Raw genomic sequence first — 23,419 nt, 5'->3', positions numbered from 1 at the left:
TTTTTATGAAGATATCGAAACGAATGAAGCTGGCAGTCATCGCATTTTTGATTGTATTTTTTCTGCTTCTGCTTAGGCTTGCAGAAATCCAGCTGTTTTTCACAGAATCATTTTCTAAAAAGAAAATTAATTTGATTCAAGAAAGCGTGAAACAGCGGACGGAGGAAGTGCTCATTTCAGATGGAAGAGGCTCTTTTTTAGATCGAAACGGGCGGGCGCTGACAGGACAAAGCGAGCCTGCGGTTGTTTTGTTCCCTTTTCTGCTGACGCAGGATTGGCCGATCAAAAAAGTTGCGGACATCCTCGGCATGTCTGAAGATGATTTGCGCCAGACACTAGGTAAGGCAAAAAAACCGGTCATTTTGCAGCAAAAGAAAATCAAAACACTTTCAAAACAATCTATCACAAAAATCAATTCTTTGAAATATCCCGGCATTTACGGCGTATATATGGAGAATGAAGACAAGCCCAGCCTTGCTTCACATACGATAGGGAGCACGAACCAAGATCCGGCGCTGCTTCGCAAGAAATATCCTGACAAGGAGAGCCTTCCGATTACAACAGAAATCGGAACAACCGGTTTAGAACGGACATTTGACGAGTTTTTGCTTCCGGAACAAGACACAAAGCTTTTATATCATGTGGACGGAAAAGGAAACCCTTTGTTTGGCATGGACGTCAAATATACAGCTGAAGCCAATACATTTTATCCGCTCCAGGTCAAAACAACGATCGATCAAAGCATTCAAAAAGCGATGGAGGAGGTATTGGATGAACAGGGGCTGAAAAAGGGAGGAGCTGTGCTGCTGGACATCGAAAATAGCAGTGTTCTGGGAATTGTAAGCAAACCAGATGCGGATGTGTCCCGGCAAAACACACTTCAAAATTATATGCTGACGCCAATCTATCCCGGATCAGTTTTTAAAACAGTCATTGCCGCAGCTGCAATCGAAAATAATATGGTGAAGCCTAGTCAAACCTTTAATTGCAATTTAAACCTGTACGGGGAACCGGGGGACGACAAAGGAACCTTGTCTTTTGATGAAAGTTTTGCACAAAGCTGTAATTACACATTTACGAGTCTTGCAGAACAATTAATGAAAAAAGACAGCTCGGTTATTGAAGATATGTCCGAGAAGCTGGCTCTCACTGATCGGGCAGGCTGGGAGGGAAAACTGTACCACGAAACCGATTTCCGCCAGCTGTATAACGAAAAAAGTGGCGTGATTTGGGGGGATGAAAAAGACAAATCAGTCAAAAAAGCCATTGCGCAAACAGCAATTGGGCAGAAAAATGTAAAGGTAACCCCGCTGGAGGTAGCCAATATGATGGCGACAATCGCCCGCGGCGGAGAAAAACGGCAGGTGAAAATTGCCGAACAAATTGAGTATAAGAACGGCACAACGCTCGTTACGTTTAAAGATCAGAAGCTCAAAGGGGAGACGATAGACAAATATACGTCACAGCAGCTTCAAAAAATACTGCGGCGGGTGGTAGAATCTCCTTCCGGAACGGGCAGAAGGTTTCAAGATCTTCCGTATACTGTAGCAGGGAAGTCGGGCACAGCCCAGACAGGCAAGCTTTCAAAAGAGAAGGAAACGCTCTATGAAAAATGGTTTGCCGGATATTTTCCCGCGGATAAGCCGAAATACGCTCTGGTTGTTTTACACATGGATACACCGGGAGATAAGGCTCTGACAAATTCGGTGTTTTATGATATTGTTAAAAAAGTACACGAAATTGAAATCAATCAGAAATAGAACAACTTCTCAGCACATGTTAAAATATATGCTGAGCCAAGAGGGATAAAGGAGTGCAGAATTATTGAGCAATAATCAATCTCGTTATGAAAATCGTGATAAACGCAGAAAAGCCAATTTAGTGCTTAACATTTTAATCGCAATCGTATCCATACTAATTGTCGTAGTAGCAGCGAATCTCTTCATTAACAGTCCTTCTAGCAAAGATGTCAGCAAGGATTCTGAAACGGCGCAAAAACAGGAATCTCCGGCTTCAGGAAAGACGGAAAAGAAATCGGATGAGGATATAAAAGACAGCAAGAAAGATACATCTGACAGCGAAAAGGATTCTGAGAAGTCTTCTGACTCTGATTCCAAAAAAGATGATTCTTCTTCTAAAAAGGATGATTCTGATTCAGATTCAAGCTCAGATTCAGCCGGTAACGGGCTTAAAGATGCAAAAGTAACAGAAGGCGGCTCATCGAGCGATGTGGAAAAAACGTATGAAAATCCTGACTGGAAAGCAGTCGGAACTGAGCAGACTGGCGAGCATGCCGCTACTTATGATTCAAGCTCACAAGACTGGGCTGAGATGCTGAAAGCCATTTCGTACGCAACTGGTGTCTCAACAGATAACATGACGGTGCTCTGGCTCGGAAATAACGGCAGCCCTCAGGATGCCAAAGGCAAAATTTTGGACAAGGCGACTGGGAATAAATATCAAGTCACGATTACATGGGTCGATGGAAAAGGCTGGAAGCCGACAAAAGTAGAAAAGCTAAAATAAACAAAAGCAGCCGGGTTACAACCGGCTGCTTTTGTTTTAGGCTTCAGCTGCGAAATGAACCACCGCGCTGTACAATATTCTTCCTTCTGCCACAGCAGTTTGGTGTGAAACAGATTTCACCCGGAGCATGATGGCTTTATTGTTTTCAATTTGTGTATTGATTTTCTTTTCAAGCTCCTGCAATGAAGCCGCTTCAAAAAATTCCACTTTGTCTTTAATCAGATCTAATTGAAAATTCATGTCTTGACCCTCCAGCTTTCACAAGTCATATGAAGTATAAGCTTTTTTGCGGTCAATGCGCAATATGAGATGACATAAAATACACAAAGTGTTTTAGTACCTGCTTTTCAGAAGATGTGGTATTATAGGAACTGTTCCATCATTAATTCATAGTATGCTTATAGGAATTATTAAATATGGAGTGTGACAAATATGGGACGTGAATTTATCCCTCTCTTTGAAGATTGGGCAGCAACTTATGATCAAACAGTACAAGGTTTAGATATTCAGTATAAAGAAGCGTTCAGAGGCTACGATCATATCCTTGATGCCATCGTCAGCAAATCTGGAACGCATGTGTTAGAATTTGGCCCGGGGACAGGGAATTTGACGGCTAAGCTGCTCGATGCAGGCAAAACTGTATTTGGAATCGAACCTTCTCCAGCAATGCGTAAACTGGCTTCTGACAAGCTTTCAGGCAGGTCGGAAATCGTTGATGGAGACTTCCTGACATTCCCTGAGCCGCCATTTCAGGCTGATACAATTGTCAGTTCATATGCTTTTCATCATTTGACTGACGAAGAAAAGCGGGCTGCCATAAAGCAATATGGCAAATACCTTCACTTGCATGATAAAATAGTGTTTGCCGATACCGTCTTTGAAAATGCGCAAGCGTATCAACAGGCTATCGATAAAGCCCGTTCTCAAGGCTTTTATCAGCTTGCAAATGATTTAGAGACAGAGCATTATCCTACATTGGATGCGTTGAAAGAAATGTTTACAGCTGAAGGTTTTGCGGTCCGATTCACTCAGCAAAACGACTTCGTGTGGATAATGGAGGCGATCAAACGGTAAAGTGAAGGGAATGTGAATAGATGAAACTAGCAGTCATCGGAGCAATGGAAGAGGAAGTTACCATCCTAAGAAACAAACTTGAAAATGCAAAAACAGAAACGATCGCACACTGTGAATTTACAACAGGCGAATACGAAGGAACTGAAGTGATTCTTTTAAAATCAGGAATTGGAAAAGTAAATGCTGCTATCAGCACGACGCTTCTGCTTGACCGTTACAAGCCTGATTATGTCATTAACACAGGCTCAGCCGGCGGATTTCATCATACATTGAATGTAGGGGATGTCGTTATTTCCACTGACGTTCGTCACCACGATGTAGACGTAACGGCTTTTGACTATGAATACGGCCAAGTGCCGGGTCTTCCGGCTGCTTACGCAGCGGATGAAAAGCTGATTAGCATCACTGAAGAAGCGGTATCTGAACTCGACGGCATTCAGGTTGCAAAAGGAACGATTGCAACAGGCGATTCTTTCATGAACGATCCGAAGCGGGTTGAAGAGGTGCGTGCGAGATTTTCTGATCTGTACGCGGTTGAAATGGAGGCTGCGGCAGTGGCTCAAGTGTGCCATCAATTTAAAACGCCGTTTGTCGTCATCAGAGCGTTATCTGATATTGCAGGAAAAGAATCACATGTTTCATTTGACCAATTTTTAGAGCAGGCGGCTGTCCATTCAACAGAGCTTGTGTTAAAGGTGATCAAACGAATTCATTAAAACGGGGAGAACGTTCTCCTCCGTTTTTCTCTAAAAACAACCTCTAATTAGGAGGAGGACATATATGACAGTGATTACGGACATTACCGAGCTGATTGGGAATACACCGCTTCTCCGCTTGAAGAACTTTGATGTTCCAGAAGGAGTCGCGGTGTATGCCAAGCTTGAAATGATGAATCCAGGGGGAAGCATCAAAGACAGACTGGGAGATATGCTGATTCGTGACGCGCTCGATTCAGGCAAAGTGAAACCCGGCGGAGTGATTATAGAAGCTACGGCAGGCAATACAGGGATCGGCCTTGCGCTGAGTGCCAGAAAATATGGGCTGAAAGCGATTTTCTGTGTCCCTGAACATTTCAGCAGAGAGAAACAGCAAATTATGCAAGCGCTTGGCGCATCAATCATTCATACACCGCGTCAAGACGGAATGCAGGGCGCCATTCAAAAAGCCATTCAGCTGGAGACTGAAATTGAAAATTCTTATTGCGTTTTGCAATTTAAAAACCGAGTAAATCCATCGACTTACTATAAGACGCTTGGACCTGAAATGTGGAAAGCGCTTGACGGGAATATTCATACATTTGTCGCAGGGGCAGGATCAGGGGGCACGTTCGCAGGAACAGCTTCCTTCTTAAAAGAAAAAAATCCAGCAGTCAAAACGGTGATTGTTGAACCGGAGGGCTCGATTTTAAACGGAGGAGAGCCCCACGCTCATAAAACAGAGGGCATCGGCATGGAGTTTATCCCCGATTATATGGATAAGAGCCATTTTGACGAGATCTACACCGTAACAGATGAGAATGCGTTTAGACTTGTGAAAGAAGCGGCAGAAAAAGAAGGCCTGCTGATCGGAAGCTCTTCAGGTGCAGCGCTTTATGCGGCATTGGAGGAAGCGAAAAAAGCATCCGCTGGAACTAACATTGTCACAGTATTTCCTGACAGCAGCGATCGATATATCAGCAAACAAATATACGAAGGAGGCATCTGATATGAAGAAAAAAACGTTGATGATACATGGTGGAATCACAGGTGATGAGAAAACAGGCGCAGTTTCCGTGCCCATTTATCAAGTAAGCACGTACAAGCAGCCGAAAGCAGGGCAGCATACAGGCTACGAGTATTCAAGAACGGCCAATCCGACTCGAACCGCTCTCGAAGCACTTGTGACAGAACTGGAAAGCGGGGAAGCAGGTTATGCGTTCAGTTCAGGAATGGCTGCCATTACAGCAGTTATGATGCTGTTTAACAGCGGGGATCATGTCGTGTTGACTGATGATGTGTACGGCGGAACATACCGCGTGATGACAAAGGTGCTTAACCGTCTTGGCATTGAATCAACATTTGTCGATACGAGCAGCAGAGAAGAAGTTGAAAAAGCGATTCGCCCTAATACAAAAGCCATTTATATTGAAACACCGACAAACCCGTTGCTCAAAATCACTGACTTGACGCTCATGGCAGATATCGCAAAAAAAGCGGGTGTTCTGCTTATCGTAGACAATACCTTTAACACTCCTTATTTTCAGCAGCCGCTTACTTTAGGCGCTGATATCGTACTTCACAGTGCGACAAAATATCTTGGCGGACACAGTGATGTCGTCGGAGGTTTAGTTGTGACAGCTTCGAAAGAGCTTGGAGAAGAGCTGCATTTTGTGCAAAACTCCACAGGCGGCGTGCTCGGCCCTCAAGATTCCTGGCTGTTAATGAGAGGAATCAAAACGTTGGGACTCAGAATGGAAGCGATCGATCAAAATGCGAGGAAAATCGCAAGCTTTCTTGAGAATCACCCTGCTGTCCAAACGTTATATTATCCTGGTTCTTCAAATCATCCCGGACATGAGCTTGCAAAAACGCAAGGATCTGGCTTCGGCGGTATGATTTCCTTTGATATTGGCAGTGAAGAACGGGTTGATGCGTTTTTAGGAAATCTGAACCTGTTTACCATTGCTGAAAGCCTGGGGGCGGTTGAAAGCTTAATTTCTGTTCCGGCAAGAATGACACATGCCTCTATTCCGAGAGAACGCCGGCTTGAGCTCGGCATTACGGACGGCTTGATCAGAATTTCTGTAGGAATTGAAGATGCGGAAGACTTGTTGGAAGATATCGGCCAAGCGCTTGAAAATATATAACAAATGGATAGAATTACTTTCTCTGTAAGCCGCCGGATTATATTATAATAGTCGTATACTATGAATCTGGCAGGTGATTCTTTTGCACAAAAATAGAATGAAATCTTTAAAAGAAGACTACAAGCATTTTGCTTTTACATTGCTTGCAGTCAGCACTTTTTTATATATAGGCGCAGTTCTCCCTGATCAAGGCTTAACATTAGGCCAAAAATCGACGATGTTTTTAGCCGATTGCGTATTTTTAGCCGGTGCCTTCTTTTGCGCTGACCGTTCACTTATTTACAAGAAGCGTTTGGAAGAAGCCGACGAATAAAAAAAACAGCCATCATCAGCGATGGCTGTTTTTCTGTTATTGTTCTCGAAGTTCTTTTCCCATGCCTTTTAAAAACTGAAGGCCGAAGCCGACGGCTCTGTTGATGTCAGGGTCGTTCATTGCTTTTAACAGGTCTAGAACCCCGACTTTCTTGTCTTCTTTTAAAAAGCTTTGTGCCTGTTCAGTCCCAGCCATTACGCTTTCTAAAAGCTTTGCTGTAAACTCAGGATCGGCTTTTGTCAATGCGCCTCCGGCGGCCATCATCGTGTTGATGAGGTTGGTGACAGGCTCGCGGGAAACTTGGCCAAGCGCAATCTTGGCAATGTCTTCCTTCGCTCTGAGCATGCTTGTTGCCGCATCAAAAATTCCAAGATCATTGAGTTCATTCATTAACGTCATCGTTTTAGAGACGGCGTCCTCATTTTCCGCCAGCAGCTCTTTCAGTTCTTCTATTTTTTCAAGCTTAATTTGCTCAGCTGTTTTTGTTTCTTTTTTGATCGTCGTAATCGGAGTGGCCATTCGTTTTCCTCCTATCGTTTAATCAGTCAGATGGACATAGCCAGGGCGGTTCCATTTTCTTTCCGCTTCGACTCCGTTTTGCGGATGCCGTTTTTTGTTGCGCGGATTTGTTTTTGGAAGCGGCGCTGTTTCACAGCCGCCAAGCACTTCCATGCGGACCTTTGTCTGTTTATAAGCAGGCGTGTTCGTCCGTTTATCAGCTGCAGGGCCCGTCAAGAAGTTAATCGCTGACTCCTTGTCTGTCGAGTTCATTGGCAAATAGAGTTCATTTTTCCGTACCCGATCTGTGATCAGCGCGTTCAATTTGACTGCTCCGAACGGAGAAACGAGCCGTACAAGCGAACCGTCACAAACACCTCGCTCTTGTGCAAGCTCAGGTGAGATCTCAACGAATACATTCGGCACTTTCGCTTGGATGCCTTTCGATTTATTTGTCATGTTTCCTTCGTGGAAATGCTCCAGCATCCGGCCGTTATTGATATGAAGGTCATATTCCTCCGGAAATGCCGCTGGCTCGGTCCAATCAGAAAGGGCAAAGCGTGCTTTTTTGTCAGGGAAATTAAATCCGTCTTCATACAGAAGCGGTGTGCTTTCACCTGTGAAGCTGCCCCATAGGAAGCTGTTCCAGCCTTCAAGCACCTCATAGCTTGCTTTGGCAAACAGAGGAGAAAGACTCGCCATTTCAGAGAAAATGTCACTCGGATGGCTGTAATTCCAATTCGCTCCTAAACGGTTTGCCACCTCTTGAATAATCCACCAGTCCGGTTTTGCGTCACCAAGCGTCGGAAGCGCCTGGTACAATCGCTGGACACGGCGTTCTGTGTTGGTAAATGTTCCGTCTTTTTCAAGTGAAGGAGTGGCCGGCAAGACGACATCAGCATATTGAGCTGTTCTTGACAGGAAGATGTCCTGTACCACGAAGAAATCAAGGCTTGATAAAATATCATGCACATGGTTCGCGTTTGAATCGACCAGTGCCATATCTTCACCGACAAGATACATAGCTTTCATTTTTCCTTCTTCAATGGCATGAAGCATTTGAATATTATCTAAACCAGGCTTTCCATCAATCTCGACACCATATGCCTCTTCAAATTTAGCGCGTGCTTTGTCATCTGTAATATGCTGATATCCCGGCAGCCAGCCTGGCAATGTTCCCATATCACATGCGCCTTGCACGTTATTGTGTCCGCGCAGAGGATAAGCGCCGGCACCTGGACGGCGATAGTTGCCCGTAGCGAGAAGCAGGTTTGAAATGGCTGCTGATGTATCAGAACCGCCTGTATTTTGTGTGACACCCATTCCCCAAAGGACACAAGTGCCGTCAGCATCACGAATCATTTCAGCAATTTGAATGATGTTTTCTTTTGAAAGGCCTGTGATGCGTTCTGCATAATCAAGCGTATACGTTTTAAGGGTTTCTTTATAATCTTCAAAGTAATTGACGTTCTCATCAATAAACGCCTGATCGTGCCAGCCTTGGTCGATCATATATTTCGTAACAGCCATCAGCCAAACTTGGTCTGTGCCTTGTTTAGGGCTGATGAACAGATCGGATCGCTCAGCCATCTCATTTTTACGCAGGTCAGCAACAATCAGTTTTTGACCGTGGAGCTTGTGTGCCCGTTTGACGCGTGTTGCGAGCACTGGGTGTCCTTCCGCCGGATTGGCACCGACAATGATGACGAGACCTGCTTTGGCAATATCTTTAATCGTGCCGGCGTCACCGCCCATGCCGACAGTGCGGAACAATCCGTCTGTAGCAGGAGACTGGCAGTAGCGTGAGCAGTTATCGACGTTGTTTGTTTCAAATACCTGACGCGCTAGTTTTTGAATGACGTAGTTTTCTTCATTCGTAATTTTAGAAGAAGAAATAAACCCGACAGAGCCTTTACCGTACTGCTCTTTAATTGATCCTAATCTGCTTGCGACAAGATCGAGGGCCTCTTCCCAAGAAGATTCCACAAAGGCTCCGTTTTTACGGATTAAAGGCTTTGTGATCCGCTCTTTTGAATTGACAAAATCCCAGCCGAATTTCCCTTTGACACATGTGGAAATCGCGTTAACCGGAGCATCAGAAACAGGCTGGATCTTTAAAATATCCCGTCCTTTTGTCCATACTTCAAATGAACACCCGACACCGCAGAACGTACATACAGTTTTCGTTTTTTTCGTTCTCGTTTCACGCATTGCCGCTTCGACTTCAGAAATGGCAAAAATGCTGCCATACCCCGGTTCAACATTTTTCACGAGATCAATCATCGGTTCCATGACGTCCTCTTTAATGCCTGTCATAAAACCAGCCTGCCCGAGCATTGATTTTTCCATCAGTGCATTACATGGACATACTGTTACACACTGACCGCAGCTGACACAGGAAGATTCATTGATCGGAACTCCCTCATCCCAAATGACGCGAGGGCGTTCGCGTTCCCAGTCGATTGAGAGTGTTTCATTTACCTGAAGGTTTTGACAGACCTCAACACACTGGCCGCAGGCAATACATTGGTTTGGATCATAGCGGTAAAAAGGATGAGACATATCAACCGCGCAAGAAGGATCTTCTTTTGGCGTGTATGGGTATTTTTGATGCTCGATCCCCATCATTTCCGCTGTATTATGCAGCGTACAGTTTCCATTGTTGTTATCGCAAACTGTACAATACAGCAAATGATTTTCAAGAAGGCGGTCCATCGCTTCGGTTTGTGCTTCTTTCACTCGATTTCCTGAAAGATCAATAGACATCCCGTTTTCTGCAACCGTCGCGCATGAACGAACCAGCTTGCCGTTTGCCTCTACTATGCAAGTATCACAAGTTTGAATCGGGTCAACCTCTGGTACGTGGCAAATCTGCGGGTACTCAATTCCGTTTTCATTTAAAATATCTAATATTGTGGCCCCTGCTCGTGCTTGAATTTCTGTTCCGTCTACACGGACACTGATCGACTTACCGTCCATCATATTCATATTCCCCTCCATCTGTCTTTCAAGAAGTCAAAAAAAGCCATGTATAGATACACCTGCCCTTAATTCTAAGAAGGTGTAAACACACATGGCGGAATAGTTCACTAGCAAGTCTTACTAACAGACCAATCCTTGATTTTTATAAAACGATAGACTCATAACAAGATCCTATTACAAATCCATCAACACTGCTTTTATTATAATGTGATATTTATTATAATACAATATGGCAGGAAAATTTTAACCAAGTGAAATGTCCTGAGGGGAACCGGGAAAAGCCTTTATAAGGCAATATCGGAAGGGGTAATCAGCATGTCTAAAAAAATTCACGAATTCAATGATATCATTCGAAAACTTCGCAAAGAATTGTTCGGAAAAGGGCCTGAGAGAATTCATACTGTATTTGTAGAAAACATGGCAGTTTCAACACTATACGGAAATCTGAGTGCAAGCGAGCAGTTTATCGCCCGCACGCCTGAAGGAAGAGAGATGGTACATGCGGCCCGGACAAGCTTAATTCAAGACCTTTATTCCAAACAAACACCGGAAGGAATGGAGGAACTCATGGGAGCTAAGCTAGTCCATTTGTTTTCTGATATTAAAATTGAGGAAAACATCGCTGTATCTGTATTTGTTTTTGACCGAAAAATAGATGAGCAAAAAGAAGCTCTGCAAAGCTAGTATATTTGTCATTGACACAAATTTGTCACATTTGATATGATGTTGCTACAGTTATAGAAGGCTAAAGCAATGGAATGTATGCACGAACTGTATATATTCTCTTTCAATATCTCACATACTGCTTGATATTGTTGTATGGGTATGCATACAAGTTAGGCAGCATTCAAAACGCCTGGTTTGACACAGGTTATTTGAGTGCTGCCTTTTTTATTGCCTTTCTTGCATAACTGTGAGAAAAGAAGAAGTAATGGAGGCGTTTTATTATGGCTTTTCGAAAACCGGATGAAATAGCGGAAGCAGCAATTGAAGCAGGGATGAAAAAAATAAAGCTCCCGCTGCCGTCACTGCTTGTGCTGGGGTTTTTAGGCGGTGCATTTATCGCGCTTGGGTATTTGCTTGATATCAGGGTAATCGGCGATCTTCCGAAAGAATGGGGGAGCCTGTCCAGTTTGATTGGTGCAGCAGTATTTCCAGTCGGCCTGATCCTTGTCGTTCTCGCTGGCGCTGAACTGATCACAGGCAATATGATGTCAGTTGCGATGGCGTTATTTTCGAGAAAAATATCAGTAAAAGAGTTAGCGATTAACTGGGGAATCGTCACAATTATGAACTTAATCGGCGCATTGTTTGTTGCGTACTTTTTCGGGCATTTGGTTGGATTGACTGAAACAGGTCCTTATTTAGAAAAAACGATTGCCGTTGCCCAAGGAAAGCTTGATATGAGCTTTGGCAAGGTTCTCATTTCCGCCATCGGCTGTAACTGGCTTGTATGTCTTGCAGTGTGGCTTTCTTTCGGCGCCCAAGACGCAGCAGGAAAAATCCTTGGCATCTGGTTCCCAATCATGGCTTTTGTGGCTATCGGATTTCAGCACGTTGTCGCCAACATGTTTGTGATTCCTGCTGCCATTTTTGCAGGCTCATTCACGTGGGGGCAGTTCATCGGAAACATCATTCCGGCTTTTATCGGTAATGTCATCGGCGGAGCTGTATTTGTCGGTCTCATTTATTTTATTGCATATCATAAGAAAGACCGCTCCAGAAAAGAAATGAAGCAGGTGTCATGACCAACGGGCAAATTCATTCGATGATTTGCACAATTTCCGTCCATTTTTAGAAAAAGATGTTTACAAAATGGAATTTGGTGGATATACTTACAAAGTAAGAAAAAAAGCAAAGGAGGCTGAACCAAAATGACAATGAGACAACGACGTCAACCTGTACGTGATACACATGTAAAAGTTCATGGTTTATTCAGCCTGTGGAAGAGTTCGTGTCCTTCCTTAACCGATGCTTATCGCACGCATTAAATTCGGAATAGTCGGACATACGCAACTCCCCGCAGGCAGTAGAGGCATTGGTGTCTTCTTTTGTCTGCGGTTTTTATTTGCCCGCAGCAGAAGAGTGTGCCGCGGGTTATTTCGCTTGTGCGGACTTTGAAAGGGGGTGAGCGATATGACGATTAACCTATTCTTTTTAACGTTAACGATTAAAAAACGGTTTAAAAGCCTGGAAGAATTCGAACGAGAACAGCAGATTGAGCAGATTTATGATGAAATGAAAGAGTCTCAGTTAAAGCATCTTTATTTAACAAACTGGCGCTAAAAGCAATGAAAAAAACTGAAGGGGGAATGGCATATGCTTAGAATGGAACTATTGATGCATTATACAATGGAGAAGGACCAAGTTTAGCGAAATAGCTGTCAAGAAAATGCGCGCCTGCATATAGTAAATCAACGTTATTGTGAGGCAGGTGATGGCATGATGAACGATTATCAAAAAAGACTGCCGTCGATTGGCCATGGTTATGCGTCCATGCCGCATTCCTTCAAACATGGTTATGGAAATCCATTCCGACAGCAGAGGCTGATGGCAATGCAGCAGCAAAGGCTGTATGTATTCCCTTATCTTTGGCATTAGAAAGAGGGCAGAAAACATTATGTTTTCTGCTTTTTTTGCGGAAAAAAATGAAAAAGTTTAGTTCTATTGAAACATTTTTCAATACATTGCCGTCTAGTTGGTACCTTCCTTCACTTTTAGAATGAAGATGATGTTTATTTTTTGAATATAATAAATAAACATAGGAAACCAAAAGCAGGTGTTTAAAATGCTAGAAAATAGACTCTATAAACGATCGGATTTTTGGAAATTATTTTCTCGGAAATATAAGCTAACCAAAACAATTGAGCATATGATGATTGACTCTATAGATATACAAGAAAATGACAGAATTTTAGAAATTGGAATCGGAAATGGCACTGTCTTTAAAAGCATAACCAAGAAACTAGAAAAGGGAAGCCTAAAAAGCATTGATCCTTCAAAGCGAAAGGTAAGACAGATATCACGTGCGAATCGAAAGAATATGGGGAACGGGGAGGTTTTTCATGGCTATCCAGAAGACATTCCCTTTGATGACCGTACCTTTAATAAAGTCTTTTCTTTACATACAGTTCAGAGCTGCACCGATATTAGGCTTGCATTAAGAGAAATTTACAGGGTGCTTCAAATTGACGGCCGGTTTTATATCAGTATTGACACAAATACCGGTGAAAAAGAGAAAACGTATATTCAACTGCTGAAAGATCAGCATTTCAGGGATCTTTCTGTTATCAGGCGTGATTCCTGTCTATGTATTGTGGCTGTTAAATAAAAAATTTCTCGGGAAATATATCCAAGATCCTTACATTTGGATTTGGGTATATTTTCTTAATTTTTTATTTTTTGCATATACTTTATATTAAAAAAAGTTTTTTTCATTTAAACTTATAACAGAAGAAAGAACAAAGAGGTGATTTCAGACAGGGCAGACATTCTTTGTGAACAAAAGGAATGAATATTCATTCCGCAAACGAATCGGAGGTTGTCAGATTACATGCTATCCGCATCCAGCAGTAAATACGACATGATTATGAAAGCGTCGGTCTCACTTTTTACGGAAAGGGGTTTTGACGCTACCACTATTCCTATGATAGCTGAACGTGCTCATGTAGGGACAGGAACGATCTATCGTTATTTTGACAGCAAAGAAACACTCGTAAACGTGCTGTTTCAAGAAAGCATCCAGCGATTTACGGAAAAACTGAAGCAAGACGTTTCAGAATTGCCTGTCAGAGAAGGCTTTCACCACGTATTTTGCTGTCTCGTTCAGTTTACGAAAGAGAGCGACTATGCGCTTTTTTTTCTTGAAACCAAAAAAGATGCTCATTACTTAAATCATACAAGCAAAAAAATGATAGAAAATCTGACTCAAATGCTTGATGACTATTTTAATAAGGGAAAAGCGGAAGGCGTGATTCGCAGCCTGCCCTCTAATGTGTTAATTGCGATTGTATTAGGGGCGTTTCTCAAGATATATCAGCTCGTTCAAACAGGTGATATAGAGATGGACACTGATTTAATTACTGAATTGGAACAATGCTGCTGGGACGCCATTAAGCTTCATTCATCACAAAAATAGGAAAGGGAGATGTTAATGAAACAGGCAAGCGCAATACCTCAGCCCAAAACATACGGACCTTTAAAAAATCTTCCGCATCTTGAAAAAGAACAGCTTTCTCAATCCTTATGGCGGATAGCTGATGAATTGGGGCCGATTTTCCGTTTTGATTTTCCGGGAGTATCCAGTGTTTTTGTATCGGGCCACAATCTTGTGGCTGAAGTGTGTGATGAAAGCCGCTTTGACAAGAACCTTGGCAAAGGCTTGCAAAAGGTGCGCGAATTCGGGGGAGATGGCTTATTTACAAGCTGGACGCACGAACCGAACTGGCAAAAAGCCCACCGCATTTTGCTGCCGAGTTTTAGTCAAAAAGCGATGAAAGGCTACCATTCTATGATGCTGGATATCGCAACCCAGCTGATTCAAAAATGGAGCCGGTTAAACCCTAATGAAGAAATTGATGTAGCAGACGATATGACACGTCTAACGCTTGATACGATTGGGTTGTGCGGGTTTAACTATCGATTCAACAGCTTTTACCGTGATTCACAGCATCCGTTTATCACCAGTATGCTCCGTGCCTTAAAAGAGGCGATGAATCAATCAAAAAGACTGGGCCTGCAAGATAAGATGATGGTGAAAACGAAGCTGCAGTTTCAAAAGGATATAGAAGTCATGAACTCCCTGGTCGATAGAATGATAGCGGAGCGAAAGGCGAATCCGGATGATAACATCAAGGATCTCTTGTCTCTCATGCTTTATGCCAAAGATCCAGTAACCGGTGAAACGCTGGATGATGAAAACATAAGGTATCAAATCATCACATTTTTAATTGCTGGACATGAGACAACAAGCGGTTTGCTTTCCTTTGCGATTTATTGTCTGCTTACACATCCAGAAAAACTGAAAAAAGCTCAGGAGGAAGCGGATCGCGTGTTAACGGATGACACGCCTGAATATAAACAAATCCAGCAGCTCAAATACACTCGGATGGTTTTAAATGAAACCCTCAGACTGTATCCAACAGCTCCGGCTTTTTCTCTATATGCGAAGGAGGATACTGTTCTAGGCGGGGAATATCCGATCAGCAAAGGGCAGCCAGTCACTGTTTTAATTCCAAAACTGCACCGGGACCAAAACGCTTGGGGGCCGGATGCGGAAGATTTCCGTCCGGAACGGTTTGAGGATCCTTCAAGTATCCCTCACCATGCGTATAAGCCGTTTGGAAACGGACAGCGCGCTTGTATTGGCATGCAGTTTGCTCTTCAAGAAGCGACAATGGTTCTCGGTCTTGTATTAAAGCATTTTGAATTGATAAACCATACTGGCTACGAACTAAAAATCAAAGAAGCATTAACGATCAAGCCGGATGATTTTAAAATTACTGTGAAACCGCGGAAAACAGCGGCAATCAATGTACAGAGAAAAGAACAGGCAGACATCAAAGCAGAAACAAAGCCAAAAGAAACCAAACCTAAACATGGCACACCTTTACTCGTTCTTTACGGTTCAAACCTTGGGACAGCTGAGGGAATAGCCGGTGAACTGGCTGCTCAAGGCCGCCAGATGGGCTTTACAGCTGAAACGGCTCCGCTTGATGATTATATCGGCAAGCTCCCTGAAGAAGGGGCAGTCGTCATTGTAACGGCTTCTTATAATGGGTCGCCGCCTGATAATGCTGACGGCTTTGTAGAGTGGCTGAAAGAGCTTGAGGAAGGCCAATTGAAAGGTGTTTCCTATGCGGTATTCGGCTGCGGGAACCGGAGCTGGGCCAGCACGTATCAGCGGATTCCCCGCCTGATTGATGACATGATGAAAGCAAAGGGGGCATCGCGTTTAACAGAGATTGGGGAAGGTGACGCCGCCGATGATTTTGAAAGCCATCGCGAGTCTTGGGAAAACCGCTTCTGGAAGGAAACGATGGACGCATTTGATATTAACGAAATAGCCCAGAAAGAAGACAGGCCTTCATTATCGATTACTTTTCTCAGTGAAGCGACGGAAACGCCGGTTGCTAAAGCATATGGCGCGTTTGAAGGGGTTGTGTTAGAGAATCGAGAACTCCAGACAGCTGACAGCACGCGTTCAACCCGTCATATTGAATTGGAAATTCCGGCTGGTAAAACATATAAAGAAGGCGATCATATCGGAATCATGCCGAAGAACAGCAGGGAGCTTGTTCAGCGGGTTCTCAGCCGATTCGGTTTGCAGTCCAATCATGTGATAAAAGTAAGCGGAAGCGCTCATATGGCTCATCTGCCGATGGATCGGCCGATCAAAGTAGTGGATTTATTGTCGTCCTATGTAGAGCTGCAGGAACCGGCATCAAGGCTTCAGCTTCGGGAGCTGGCCTCTTATACAGTTTGTCCGCCGCATCAAAAAGAGCTGGAACAGCTCGTTTCAGATGATGGCATTTACAAAGAGCAGGTACTTGCAAAACGTCTTACCATGCTTGATTTTTTAGAGGATTATCCTGCTTGCGAAATGCCGTTTGAACGGTTTTTAGCACTTTTGCCATCACTAAAACCGAGATACTATTCCATTTCAAGCTCACCGAAAGTTCATGCAAATATCGTGAGCATGACGGTAGGAGTTGTGAAAGCCTCAGCATGGAGCGGCCGAGGTGAATACCGGGGTGTCGCCTCTAATTATTTAGCAGAGTTGAATACAGGTGATGCAGCAGCTTGCTTCATTCGTACGCCGCAGTCCGGATTCCAGATGCCGGATGAGCCTGAAACGCCTATGATTATGGTCGGGCCGGGCACAGGAATTGCGCCATTCAGGGGCTTTATTCAGGCTAGATCGGTTTTGAAGAAGGAAGGAAGCACCCTTGGTGAAGCACTTTTATACTTCGGCTGCCGCCGCCCGGACCATGACGACCTTTACAGAGAAGAGCTGGATCAAGCGGAACAGGACGGTTTGGTCACAATCCGCCGATGCTACTCGCGCGTCGAAAACGAACCAAAAGAATATGTCCAGCACTTGCTCAAGCAAGATACGCAGAAATTGATGACACTCATTGAAAAAGGGGCTTATATTTACTTATGCGGTGATGGATCGCAAATGGCTCCTGATGTAGAGAAAACTTTGCGATTGGCGTATGAAGCTGAAAAAGGAGCAAGCCAGGAAGAATCAGCTGAATGGCTGCAAAAGCTGCAAGACCAAAAACGTTATGTAAAAGACGTTTGGACAGGAATGTAAAATATAAAATCCCGCCAATCTGATTGGCGGGATTGCTTTGCATATGAGAAAACCGGCACGATAATGAAATCTACTGAAAAGGATGTTATAGGGAGTATCGCGCCGGCCTTATTATTCATATCGGCATGCAGAGGCAAAAGTTTAGTTCTTTTTACCTTATTTTTAAAAATAAATAGTCTAAAAGTCTTGTTTTTGATTTTCAACTCAGGCTTTTGGCATTTTGTTCTTGCTTATTCCTTAAGATCAGTCATCTGTTGAAGATTGATGCTTGAATTGCTGTTCCACATGCTTACGGTAATGAAAGTCATGAATCAGCCGAATGGTCGGCCTGATTAACAGCAGCAAACTTCCGATCGCAAACAGCCATATCCCTGCCGACATTAATCGGTCATAAAAAAAGAAAAAGCTCCCGACGAGAAACAAAGCACCAATGATAAAATCGTTTACTGTATAAAGAATCTTATATCGTTTTTTGAAAAAAAGTTCATATCGTTTCAGCTCTTTTTGGAAGTCATGTTCTTCATTTACTGTCACCATCATCCCTCCATTCTATTTTGGCTTACCCTTACGTAAACGGAATGTAAACATAAGGGCAGCCTTGCTGAAAGGAGACATAATCAACGATCAGAAACTAAAGTGAAAAAGTGATCCGCATAGGATCTCTTTTTTATGATTTCATCGCCTGAACAATAAGAGCGGTCAAAGCTTTTGCACCTTTAGGAACCAAGTGAACACCATCAGGGGTAAAATATTCCGGATGCTGAAGGGCTTCTGTATGCCAGTCAACTAACGTAACATTTTGATGTGCGTTTGCCTGGTGCTGTAAAGATTCATTAACCTTGCTTTCCCATTGGCGGGGAACCCGTGTATTGACAAGATAGATATGGGCTTTTGAGAAAGATTGAAGCAGTTGTTCGATTTGGCTGTTTGTAAAGTAGCCATTGGTTCCAAGCTCAATGATAACAGCCTTGTTCGGCTGATTAAAAGACTTGTACTCCCTTGCGAGTTCCAAAGCTTGAGACATTTGTCTTCCTACCTTTCCATCAATCGTCACATTTGAAAATGACTGACGCAGGTGTGAAGAAATATCAAGCATGACGGAATCTCCTATAGCTAAAACTTCTTTCGCAGTATCTGCGGGTTCTTTCGTCTGTTGAGATTGCGTGTCTTTCTTTTTATGAGTCTCTTGCCCACTATCTTTGTTTTCCTTTTGACCCTGAATGGAATCTGTTGTTTTTTGTTCAGGATTGTGTTTTTTATCTGCTGCAGCGTTCTTTTTATCCCCAGAAGCCTGGCTGGTGTCAGCATTTGTTTCTTGTGAGCTATAGGTCCATTTGGTAGGGTGCTTTTGCTCTCCGGCTAACCCAGACAGCCCGCCTGCAAAAATAAGTATAGCGAAAATGACGAAACCAATTGACAGTTTGCTGATGACAGATGTCGTTTTCCATTCCTTGATTCTATGTATAAATACACGGCGGAAAAATGACCTAAATCCCTGTGTCCGTATCGGCTTCTCAATAAAATGATAGGAAAGCTCGGCAAGTATACATGTCACAATGACCTTTAGCACGATATGCCAAAAAACAGGGTTTCCGATTTCTTGAACTGGCGTGCTTAACACAATAACAGGGTAGTGCCAAAGATAAATTCCGTAAGACCTCGTTCCAAGCCACCGAAGCGGCCTCCATGAAAGCAGATTGCCTAAAAAGCTGCTCGGATGGCAAACACATGCAATAAGGATTGCGGCAGTCACGCTAATGAATAGCATTCCGCCTCTGTAAAGAAAAGGCTCGTATTCATCTGTGAAATAGACACACAACACTAAAATACAAAATGCCAAAAATTCAGTGGCGTGCAAAGTGTGCTTCAGTTTGCTTGGCAGCCTGTTGGAAGACAGCCTTTTCATCGGCCATACCAAAGCCAAGGCACATCCGATGAGAAGTTCAAACGAACGAGTGTCTGTGCCATAGTAAACGCGGCTCGGATCTCCGCCAGGTTCATACAGTACGCTCATCATCACGGCTGAACAAAGCGCAAGCAATGATATCACCGCAGCCAATCTGGCGCGGCTTTTCATTATGTACATTCCAACAACTAAGAACATCGGCCATATGATATAAAATTGTTCTTCAATCGCCAGCGACCAAAGGTTTTTTAGAGGTGATGGGGAACCGAAACTATCAAAATATGATAGCTTGTGAAAAATAAACCACCAATTGCTCATATAAAAGAGAGAAGAGATCGCATCTCCACGTACAGTGTGCAATAGTTCTCGATCAAACAATACGACCCACACAACAGTGGAAAAGATCATAAGGTACGCTGCCGGCAGAAGCCGCCGAATGCGGCGCACCCAAAAGTCCCGAAAATCAAGATTGATATCATTTCCATATGCCGGTAATAGAATGGATGTAATCAAATATCCGGATAAAACAAAAAAGATATCAACTCCGATAAAACCACCGTTAGCCCAATTGAAATTTAGGTGATAAGCGATAACTGACAGGACGGCAAAAGCGCGAAGGCCATCAAGTCCAGGGATGTATCGATGATGCTGTGTCTTGTGATACATGGGTATTCCTCCAATAGTATGCAAATATTCTCGTTGTTTTTGATAGCGAGGTTACGACCTCGAATAGAGAAGAGAGAAAACATCCATAATCTTAGATGGATGTTTTTATTTTATCGAATATAACGTTCTCCCACGAGCAAGTTTGAAATGACGCTGGTTGGAATTGTAAACTCGGTAACGCCCATATAGCCGGGGGCGACTTCATATTCGTCAAATGAGATCACAAGTTTATGGTCTTCAGTAATGTAAAACGTTTGATCAGGAAGAATCGTTTTGAACGGTTCTGCATCTTCGTCAGTGAGCCAATATATTTTATTTGGATCTTCCTTCATTTGCTGTTTCATTTGCTCTCTAATATTTTGACTGATGACTTTAATATACCGCTCATCTTTGAATAAGCTTTTTAATGTAAGTAAAATATCATTCTTTTTGTCAATTGTAATATAACGGCTTTGTGTGTAGGAAGATGCTTGTGTTGTTTCAATATTGCGCCGGATAGAGAGTAAATCTGGCGTGTCTGTGACCGTCTCGTAATCACTGTAGATGCTGAGATGCCCTTTTTTGTTTTTGGATGTGGACTGTATAAACTCTTTATACAGCTGCTGGCTTTCTTTCAAGTATTTTTGGTTAATGCTGTTTTCCAGCTCTTTATTAGAAAGCCCGGACAAAGCAGGTGTTTTGACATCAATGCTTGATTGGTCTTTTTCCTCTTTGATTTCAATAAAGGTGATCGCTTTGACGATTTTGCCGATGACAGGGATCTTTGACATAGCCTGAGCAGCGTCAGGGTTGATATTAACAAGCGCAGTGAAAAAAATAGCTGCAGCGATTGCTGCTGATGTCGGCCACATGACGATTCTTTTCTTTTTTGGTTCTTGCTGAAGGGCTTTTTCAACAATGATATCCAATTCTTTAGGAATCGGAACATTTTTATATTCTTCTCTTAATTGCTGTAATCTCTTATCCATTAAGAAAGATCCTCCTTCGTCAGCTGAATGCGCATCAGCTTCAATGCTCTGTATAGGCGCGTTTTGACGGTATTCGTGTTTTCTCCTGTAATTTCCGCAATTTCTTCTAATTTGAGGTCTTCAAAAAAGCGTAAAATAATAATGGTTTTATAGCGGTATGGCAATTCGTCAAGCGCTTCATGGAGATCAGTATCCTTGTAATGGTCTTCCTTTCCTTTGCTTAAAAATTCTATCGTTTCGTCGTCCATCACTCTTATCTTTTTTTGTTTGCGCAAAAAATCAATGGCTGTCCGCACTAAAATTTTATAAAACCAGCTTTTTATCGTCTCAGGGTTCCTGACCGTTTCAACTGAGCTCAGCGCTTTTTTTATCGATTCCTGAACAATATCTAATGCGTCATCTTGATTTTTCACATAACTGAAAGCCAACCTGTAGAAATCTTGCTTATGGTCAGTTATGCATGTGACAAGCAACGCTTTTGTTGTTTGTTTTTTCTTCATTGCAATAAAGGGCTCCTTTTTGAATATACGTATATCGTAGGCTGTTACCTAGGATAGACGCGGCAGGCTGAAAAATAGTTTGCGCAGAATCACATTTTTTTAAAAGAGAGAAGTAAATCAGCATGGGGGGTTTATGCATAAAAAAACAAGGCTTGTTTTGTACAAGCCTTGTTTTGGTTAAGCGATGCGAATATTATTCCAAATAATGTTTTTTGAAATCTGAATGGATAGAAAATTTACGGCGCAACTGGATGAGATTTTTCCCGAAGCTCTCTTCTAAAAGCTCTCTATGCTTTTTCAGAATTTCCATGAGGTACAGATCATGAATGATCACTTCAGTAATAGGCATGACTAAACCTACATGCATCGTCCATGCAGCACGGCTGTCGTTGCCAAGTGAGACAATGCCTGCTACGACTTCTGAATCATCTCCGCTATAGACAAGCCACCGTCCGTCATACTCTTCTGTAATTTCACTGCTCATATCATGAAGATAAACATTGGCAAAATCAGATACGATGTCTCCGTACGCAATAATGGTGACAATAACGCCTTGTTCTGCCGCCTGTTTGAGCTCTGCTTCTATCTCCTTAAAATCCTCTTTCCATATTTCTAAGAGGATTCTTTTTTTGGCAGATAAGATACAAGCCTTCACCTTTTCAAGAATTTCACTGCGGCCGGTGATATTCCAGATGTTTTCCCGGTCATTAGCAGTCTGCTCGAACTTTTCAAAATATTTCTCAGCCTGATCAAAATGCTCTTCCGCTTTGAGCCGGCGGTTTTTAATCAGTTCTTTTGCGGGGACAGGAACATACTGAGGCGTATTTCCATGACTGACAAAAACATCTCCCCTTATGACAAGGCTTTCCAAGACTTCATAAATTTTAGAACGGGGAACTCCGGATTTTTTGGCAACGGCATAGCCTGTTAAAGGTGATTCTTGCAATAATGCCAAATACGCTTTCGATTCATATTCTGTAAAATTGAGGTTTTTTAAAATGTCTAACATATTTTCTTTCATATATCCTCCAATATAAAGAGCAATCGCTGCCTTAGTAATCGCTATTTTAACAAACCATATTGATTTATTCCAAACACATTGATACACTTTTTATAAGTAGTTACTTTTGTAGTCACTATATGATTAAGGAGATTTTTTAAAGGGGGAGAGAACAATGCACAGCTTACTCGCATACATACCGATCGCTGCCATGATGGTTATCATACCGGGGGCAGATACGATGCTTGTGATGAAAAATACGCTTAGGTATGGCCCGAAAGCCGGCCGTTATAACATTCTCGGATTGGCAACAGGACTTTCCTTTTGGACGGTGATTGCCATTTTAGGATTATCAGTGGTGATCGCAAAGTCAGTGATTCTTTTCACAACGATCAAATATTTGGGAGCGGCATACTTAATTTATTTAGGTGTAAAAAGTTTTTTTGCTAAAAGTATGTTTTCGTTAGATGACATGCAATCCCAAGCAAAAAATATGGCAAGTTCTCCGAAACGTTATTATAAAACTTCCTTTATGCAGGGATCACTCAGTAACATTCTCAATCCTAAAACTGTTTTGGTGTATGTTACAATCATGCCCCAATTTATCAATTTGAACGGAAATATAAACCAGCAGCTCATTATTTTAGCTTCAATCCTAACCTTATTAGCGGTGTTGTGGTTCCTGTTTCTTGTTTATATTATTAATTACGCAAAAAAATGGATGAAAAACTCGAAGTTCCAGAAAGTGTTTCAAAAAATAACCGGAATAATATTAGTAGGTTTCGGCATCAAAACTGGTTTGAGTTAACACTTAAATGAAGTG

Annotated in this window: 23 protein-coding genes; 15 read left to right on the top strand and 8 right to left on the bottom strand. The window is 42.7% G+C overall.

Annotation, left to right across the window (positions count from 1 at the left end; all coding sequences use genetic code 11):
• Nucleotides 1–5: 5 nt before the first annotated feature.
• Complete coding sequence (locus M1D65_RS13230; protein ID WP_024572771.1) at nucleotides 6–1,760, top strand: peptidoglycan D,D-transpeptidase FtsI family protein; 1,755 nt, start codon at nucleotides 6–8, stop codon at nucleotides 1,758–1,760.
• A 64-nt stretch (nucleotides 1,761–1,824) separates the two neighbouring features.
• On the top strand, nucleotides 1,825–2,526 hold the full coding sequence (locus M1D65_RS13225) for a YrrS family protein (protein ID WP_064670988.1): 702 nt from the start codon (nucleotides 1,825–1,827) through the stop codon (nucleotides 2,524–2,526).
• 36 nt (nucleotides 2,527–2,562) lie between these two features.
• Here the strand turns inward: M1D65_RS13225 and M1D65_RS13220 are convergent, their stop codons facing one another.
• On the bottom strand, nucleotides 2,563–2,766 hold the full coding sequence (locus M1D65_RS13220; protein WP_014477495.1) for a YrzA family protein: 204 nt from the start codon (nucleotides 2,764–2,766) through the stop codon (nucleotides 2,563–2,565).
• A 192-nt stretch (nucleotides 2,767–2,958) separates the two neighbouring features.
• Here M1D65_RS13220 and M1D65_RS13215 point away from each other — a divergent pair, with 192 nt between their 5' ends.
• The 5 genes from M1D65_RS13215 (at nucleotide 2,959) to M1D65_RS13195 (ending at nucleotide 6,758) form a co-directional block, all read left to right on the top strand.
• The gene (locus M1D65_RS13215; RefSeq protein WP_015714425.1) at nucleotides 2,959–3,600 is read left to right on the top strand and encodes a class I SAM-dependent DNA methyltransferase; all 642 of its coding nucleotides are present in this window, start codon (nucleotides 2,959–2,961) and stop codon (nucleotides 3,598–3,600) included.
• A 20-nt stretch (nucleotides 3,601–3,620) separates the two neighbouring features.
• Complete coding sequence (mtnN, locus tag M1D65_RS13210) at nucleotides 3,621–4,316, top strand: 5'-methylthioadenosine/S-adenosylhomocysteine nucleosidase (protein WP_014477493.1); 696 nt, start codon at nucleotides 3,621–3,623, stop codon at nucleotides 4,314–4,316.
• A gap of 64 nt (nucleotides 4,317–4,380) precedes the next feature.
• A complete protein-coding gene (locus tag M1D65_RS13205; RefSeq protein WP_076458202.1) occupies nucleotides 4,381–5,304 on the top strand; it encodes an O-acetylserine dependent cystathionine beta-synthase in 924 nt (307 codons plus the stop codon).
• Nucleotide 5,305: 1 nt separating this feature from the next.
• Nucleotides 5,306–6,445 carry a bifunctional cystathionine gamma-lyase/homocysteine desulfhydrase gene (locus M1D65_RS13200; RefSeq protein WP_076458201.1) on the top strand — a complete coding sequence of 380 codons (1,140 nt, stop codon included), beginning with the start codon at nucleotides 5,306–5,308 and terminating at the stop codon, nucleotides 6,443–6,445.
• Nucleotides 6,446–6,527: 82 nt separating this feature from the next.
• Complete coding sequence (locus M1D65_RS13195; RefSeq protein WP_014480408.1) at nucleotides 6,528–6,758, top strand: YrhC family protein; 231 nt, start codon at nucleotides 6,528–6,530, stop codon at nucleotides 6,756–6,758.
• Between the two features lie 36 nt (nucleotides 6,759–6,794).
• Here M1D65_RS13195 and M1D65_RS13190 read toward each other — a convergent pair whose 3' ends face one another.
• Together M1D65_RS13190 and fdhF are read right to left on the bottom strand one after the other, a co-directional pair.
• Nucleotides 6,795–7,277, bottom strand: coding sequence for a DUF1641 domain-containing protein (locus M1D65_RS13190; RefSeq protein ID WP_003229812.1), 483 nt, complete (start codon nucleotides 7,275–7,277; stop codon nucleotides 6,795–6,797).
• An 18-nt stretch (nucleotides 7,278–7,295) separates the two neighbouring features.
• The gene (gene fdhF / locus M1D65_RS13185; RefSeq protein ID WP_095010815.1) at nucleotides 7,296–10,238 is read right to left on the bottom strand and encodes a formate dehydrogenase subunit alpha; all 2,943 of its coding nucleotides are present in this window, start codon (nucleotides 10,236–10,238) and stop codon (nucleotides 7,296–7,298) included.
• Between the two features lie 315 nt (nucleotides 10,239–10,553).
• On the opposite strand from fdhF, the gene M1D65_RS13180 reads away from it, so the two are divergent.
• The 7 genes from M1D65_RS13180 (at nucleotide 10,554) to cypB (ending at nucleotide 17,556) form a co-directional block, all read left to right on the top strand.
• Nucleotides 10,554–10,922, top strand: a complete 369-nt coding sequence (locus tag M1D65_RS13180) for a DUF2294 domain-containing protein (protein WP_004398508.1) — start codon at nucleotides 10,554–10,556, stop codon at nucleotides 10,920–10,922.
• Between the two features lie 263 nt (nucleotides 10,923–11,185).
• Nucleotides 11,186–11,986, top strand: a complete 801-nt coding sequence (locus M1D65_RS13175; protein ID WP_003229815.1) for a formate/nitrite transporter family protein — start codon at nucleotides 11,186–11,188, stop codon at nucleotides 11,984–11,986.
• Nucleotides 11,987–12,374: 388 nt separating this feature from the next.
• Nucleotides 12,375–12,524: a YrzI family small protein gene (locus tag M1D65_RS13170; RefSeq protein WP_004399102.1), complete on the top strand. Its 150-nt coding sequence runs from the start codon at nucleotides 12,375–12,377 to the stop codon at nucleotides 12,522–12,524.
• A gap of 156 nt (nucleotides 12,525–12,680) precedes the next feature.
• Nucleotides 12,681–12,839 (top strand): hypothetical protein, encoded by a 159-nt coding sequence (locus tag M1D65_RS13165; RefSeq protein WP_139020846.1) that lies wholly within the window; start codon nucleotides 12,681–12,683, stop codon nucleotides 12,837–12,839.
• Nucleotides 12,840–13,026: 187 nt separating this feature from the next.
• Entirely contained in the window at nucleotides 13,027–13,569 is a 543-nt protein-coding gene (locus tag M1D65_RS13160; RefSeq protein WP_064670990.1) for a class I SAM-dependent methyltransferase, read from the top strand.
• A 222-nt stretch (nucleotides 13,570–13,791) separates the two neighbouring features.
• Nucleotides 13,792–14,376, top strand: a complete 585-nt coding sequence (gene fatR, locus M1D65_RS13155) for a transcriptional regulator FatR (RefSeq protein ID WP_021480200.1) — start codon at nucleotides 13,792–13,794, stop codon at nucleotides 14,374–14,376.
• Between the two features lie 15 nt (nucleotides 14,377–14,391).
• Complete coding sequence (cypB, locus tag M1D65_RS13150; protein WP_064670991.1) at nucleotides 14,392–17,556, top strand: bifunctional cytochrome P450/NADPH--P450 reductase CypB; 3,165 nt, start codon at nucleotides 14,392–14,394, stop codon at nucleotides 17,554–17,556.
• A 243-nt stretch (nucleotides 17,557–17,799) separates the two neighbouring features.
• Here the strand turns inward: cypB and M1D65_RS13145 are convergent, their stop codons facing one another.
• The 5 genes from M1D65_RS13145 to M1D65_RS13125 form a co-directional block, all read right to left on the bottom strand.
• Complete coding sequence (locus M1D65_RS13145) at nucleotides 17,800–18,090, bottom strand: YrhK family protein (protein ID WP_087614863.1); 291 nt, start codon at nucleotides 18,088–18,090, stop codon at nucleotides 17,800–17,802.
• 133 nt (nucleotides 18,091–18,223) lie between these two features.
• On the bottom strand, nucleotides 18,224–20,128 hold the full coding sequence (oatA, locus tag M1D65_RS13140; protein ID WP_064670992.1) for a peptidoglycan O-acetyltransferase OatA: 1,905 nt from the start codon (nucleotides 20,126–20,128) through the stop codon (nucleotides 18,224–18,226).
• A gap of 110 nt (nucleotides 20,129–20,238) precedes the next feature.
• The gene (gene rsiV, locus M1D65_RS13135) at nucleotides 20,239–21,096 is read right to left on the bottom strand and encodes an anti-sigma-V factor RsiV (protein WP_064670993.1); all 858 of its coding nucleotides are present in this window, start codon (nucleotides 21,094–21,096) and stop codon (nucleotides 20,239–20,241) included.
• Nucleotides 21,096–21,596, bottom strand: a complete 501-nt coding sequence (sigV, locus tag M1D65_RS13130) for an RNA polymerase sigma factor SigV (RefSeq protein WP_004398891.1) — start codon at nucleotides 21,594–21,596, stop codon at nucleotides 21,096–21,098. Before sigV ends, rsiV begins: the two co-directional genes overlap by 1 nt.
• A gap of 193 nt (nucleotides 21,597–21,789) precedes the next feature.
• Nucleotides 21,790–22,617 carry a TrmB family transcriptional regulator gene (locus tag M1D65_RS13125; protein ID WP_004398526.1) on the bottom strand — a complete coding sequence of 276 codons (828 nt, stop codon included), beginning with the start codon at nucleotides 22,615–22,617 and terminating at the stop codon, nucleotides 21,790–21,792.
• 154 nt (nucleotides 22,618–22,771) lie between these two features.
• On the opposite strand from M1D65_RS13125, the gene M1D65_RS13120 reads away from it, so the two are divergent.
• Complete coding sequence (locus M1D65_RS13120) at nucleotides 22,772–23,404, top strand: LysE family transporter (RefSeq protein ID WP_049141088.1); 633 nt, start codon at nucleotides 22,772–22,774, stop codon at nucleotides 23,402–23,404.
• The last annotated feature ends 15 nt before the right edge of the window (nucleotides 23,405–23,419 follow it).

The sequence above is a fragment of the Bacillus sp. JZ39 genome, from assembly GCF_053903145.1.
Note: the sequence above shows the minus strand (reverse complement) of the source record. Positions and strands in the feature narration are given on the sequence as shown.

What these genes read in the sequence shown, in the direction of transcription:
- M1D65_RS13165 (WP_139020846.1), top strand. Translation starts at nt 12,681, where the DNA reads ATGATGAACGATTATCAAAAAAGACTGCCGTCGATTGGCCATGGTTAT.
- fdhF (WP_095010815.1), bottom strand. Translation starts at nt 10,238, where the DNA reads ATGATGGACGGTAAGTCGATCAGTGTCCGTGTAGACGGAACAGAAATT.
- M1D65_RS13230 (WP_024572771.1), top strand. Translation starts at nt 6, where the DNA reads ATGAAGATATCGAAACGAATGAAGCTGGCAGTCATCGCATTTTTGATT.
- M1D65_RS13125 (WP_004398526.1), bottom strand. Translation starts at nt 22,617, where the DNA reads ATGAAAGAAAATATGTTAGACATTTTAAAAAACCTCAATTTTACAGAA.
- M1D65_RS13120 (WP_049141088.1), top strand. Translation starts at nt 22,772, where the DNA reads ATGCACAGCTTACTCGCATACATACCGATCGCTGCCATGATGGTTATC.
- oatA (WP_064670992.1), bottom strand. Translation starts at nt 20,128, where the DNA reads ATGTATCACAAGACACAGCATCATCGATACATCCCTGGACTTGATGGC.
- M1D65_RS13160 (WP_064670990.1), top strand. Translation starts at nt 13,027, where the DNA reads ATGCTAGAAAATAGACTCTATAAACGATCGGATTTTTGGAAATTATTT.
- M1D65_RS13220 (WP_014477495.1), bottom strand. Translation starts at nt 2,766, where the DNA reads ATGAATTTTCAATTAGATCTGATTAAAGACAAAGTGGAATTTTTTGAA.
- sigV (WP_004398891.1), bottom strand. Translation starts at nt 21,596, where the DNA reads ATGAAGAAAAAACAAACAACAAAAGCGTTGCTTGTCACATGCATAACT.
- M1D65_RS13175 (WP_003229815.1), top strand. Translation starts at nt 11,186, where the DNA reads ATGGCTTTTCGAAAACCGGATGAAATAGCGGAAGCAGCAATTGAAGCA.
- mtnN (WP_014477493.1), top strand. Translation starts at nt 3,621, where the DNA reads ATGAAACTAGCAGTCATCGGAGCAATGGAAGAGGAAGTTACCATCCTA.
- M1D65_RS13190 (WP_003229812.1), bottom strand. Translation starts at nt 7,277, where the DNA reads ATGGCCACTCCGATTACGACGATCAAAAAAGAAACAAAAACAGCTGAG.
- M1D65_RS13180 (WP_004398508.1), top strand. Translation starts at nt 10,554, where the DNA reads ATGTCTAAAAAAATTCACGAATTCAATGATATCATTCGAAAACTTCGC.
- cypB (WP_064670991.1), top strand. Translation starts at nt 14,392, where the DNA reads ATGAAACAGGCAAGCGCAATACCTCAGCCCAAAACATACGGACCTTTA.
- fatR (WP_021480200.1), top strand. Translation starts at nt 13,792, where the DNA reads ATGCTATCCGCATCCAGCAGTAAATACGACATGATTATGAAAGCGTCG.
- M1D65_RS13215 (WP_015714425.1), top strand. Translation starts at nt 2,959, where the DNA reads ATGGGACGTGAATTTATCCCTCTCTTTGAAGATTGGGCAGCAACTTAT.
- M1D65_RS13170 (WP_004399102.1), top strand. Translation starts at nt 12,375, where the DNA reads ATGACGATTAACCTATTCTTTTTAACGTTAACGATTAAAAAACGGTTT.
- M1D65_RS13205 (WP_076458202.1), top strand. Translation starts at nt 4,381, where the DNA reads ATGACAGTGATTACGGACATTACCGAGCTGATTGGGAATACACCGCTT.
- rsiV (WP_064670993.1), bottom strand. Translation starts at nt 21,096, where the DNA reads ATGGATAAGAGATTACAGCAATTAAGAGAAGAATATAAAAATGTTCCG.
- M1D65_RS13200 (WP_076458201.1), top strand. Translation starts at nt 5,306, where the DNA reads ATGAAGAAAAAAACGTTGATGATACATGGTGGAATCACAGGTGATGAG.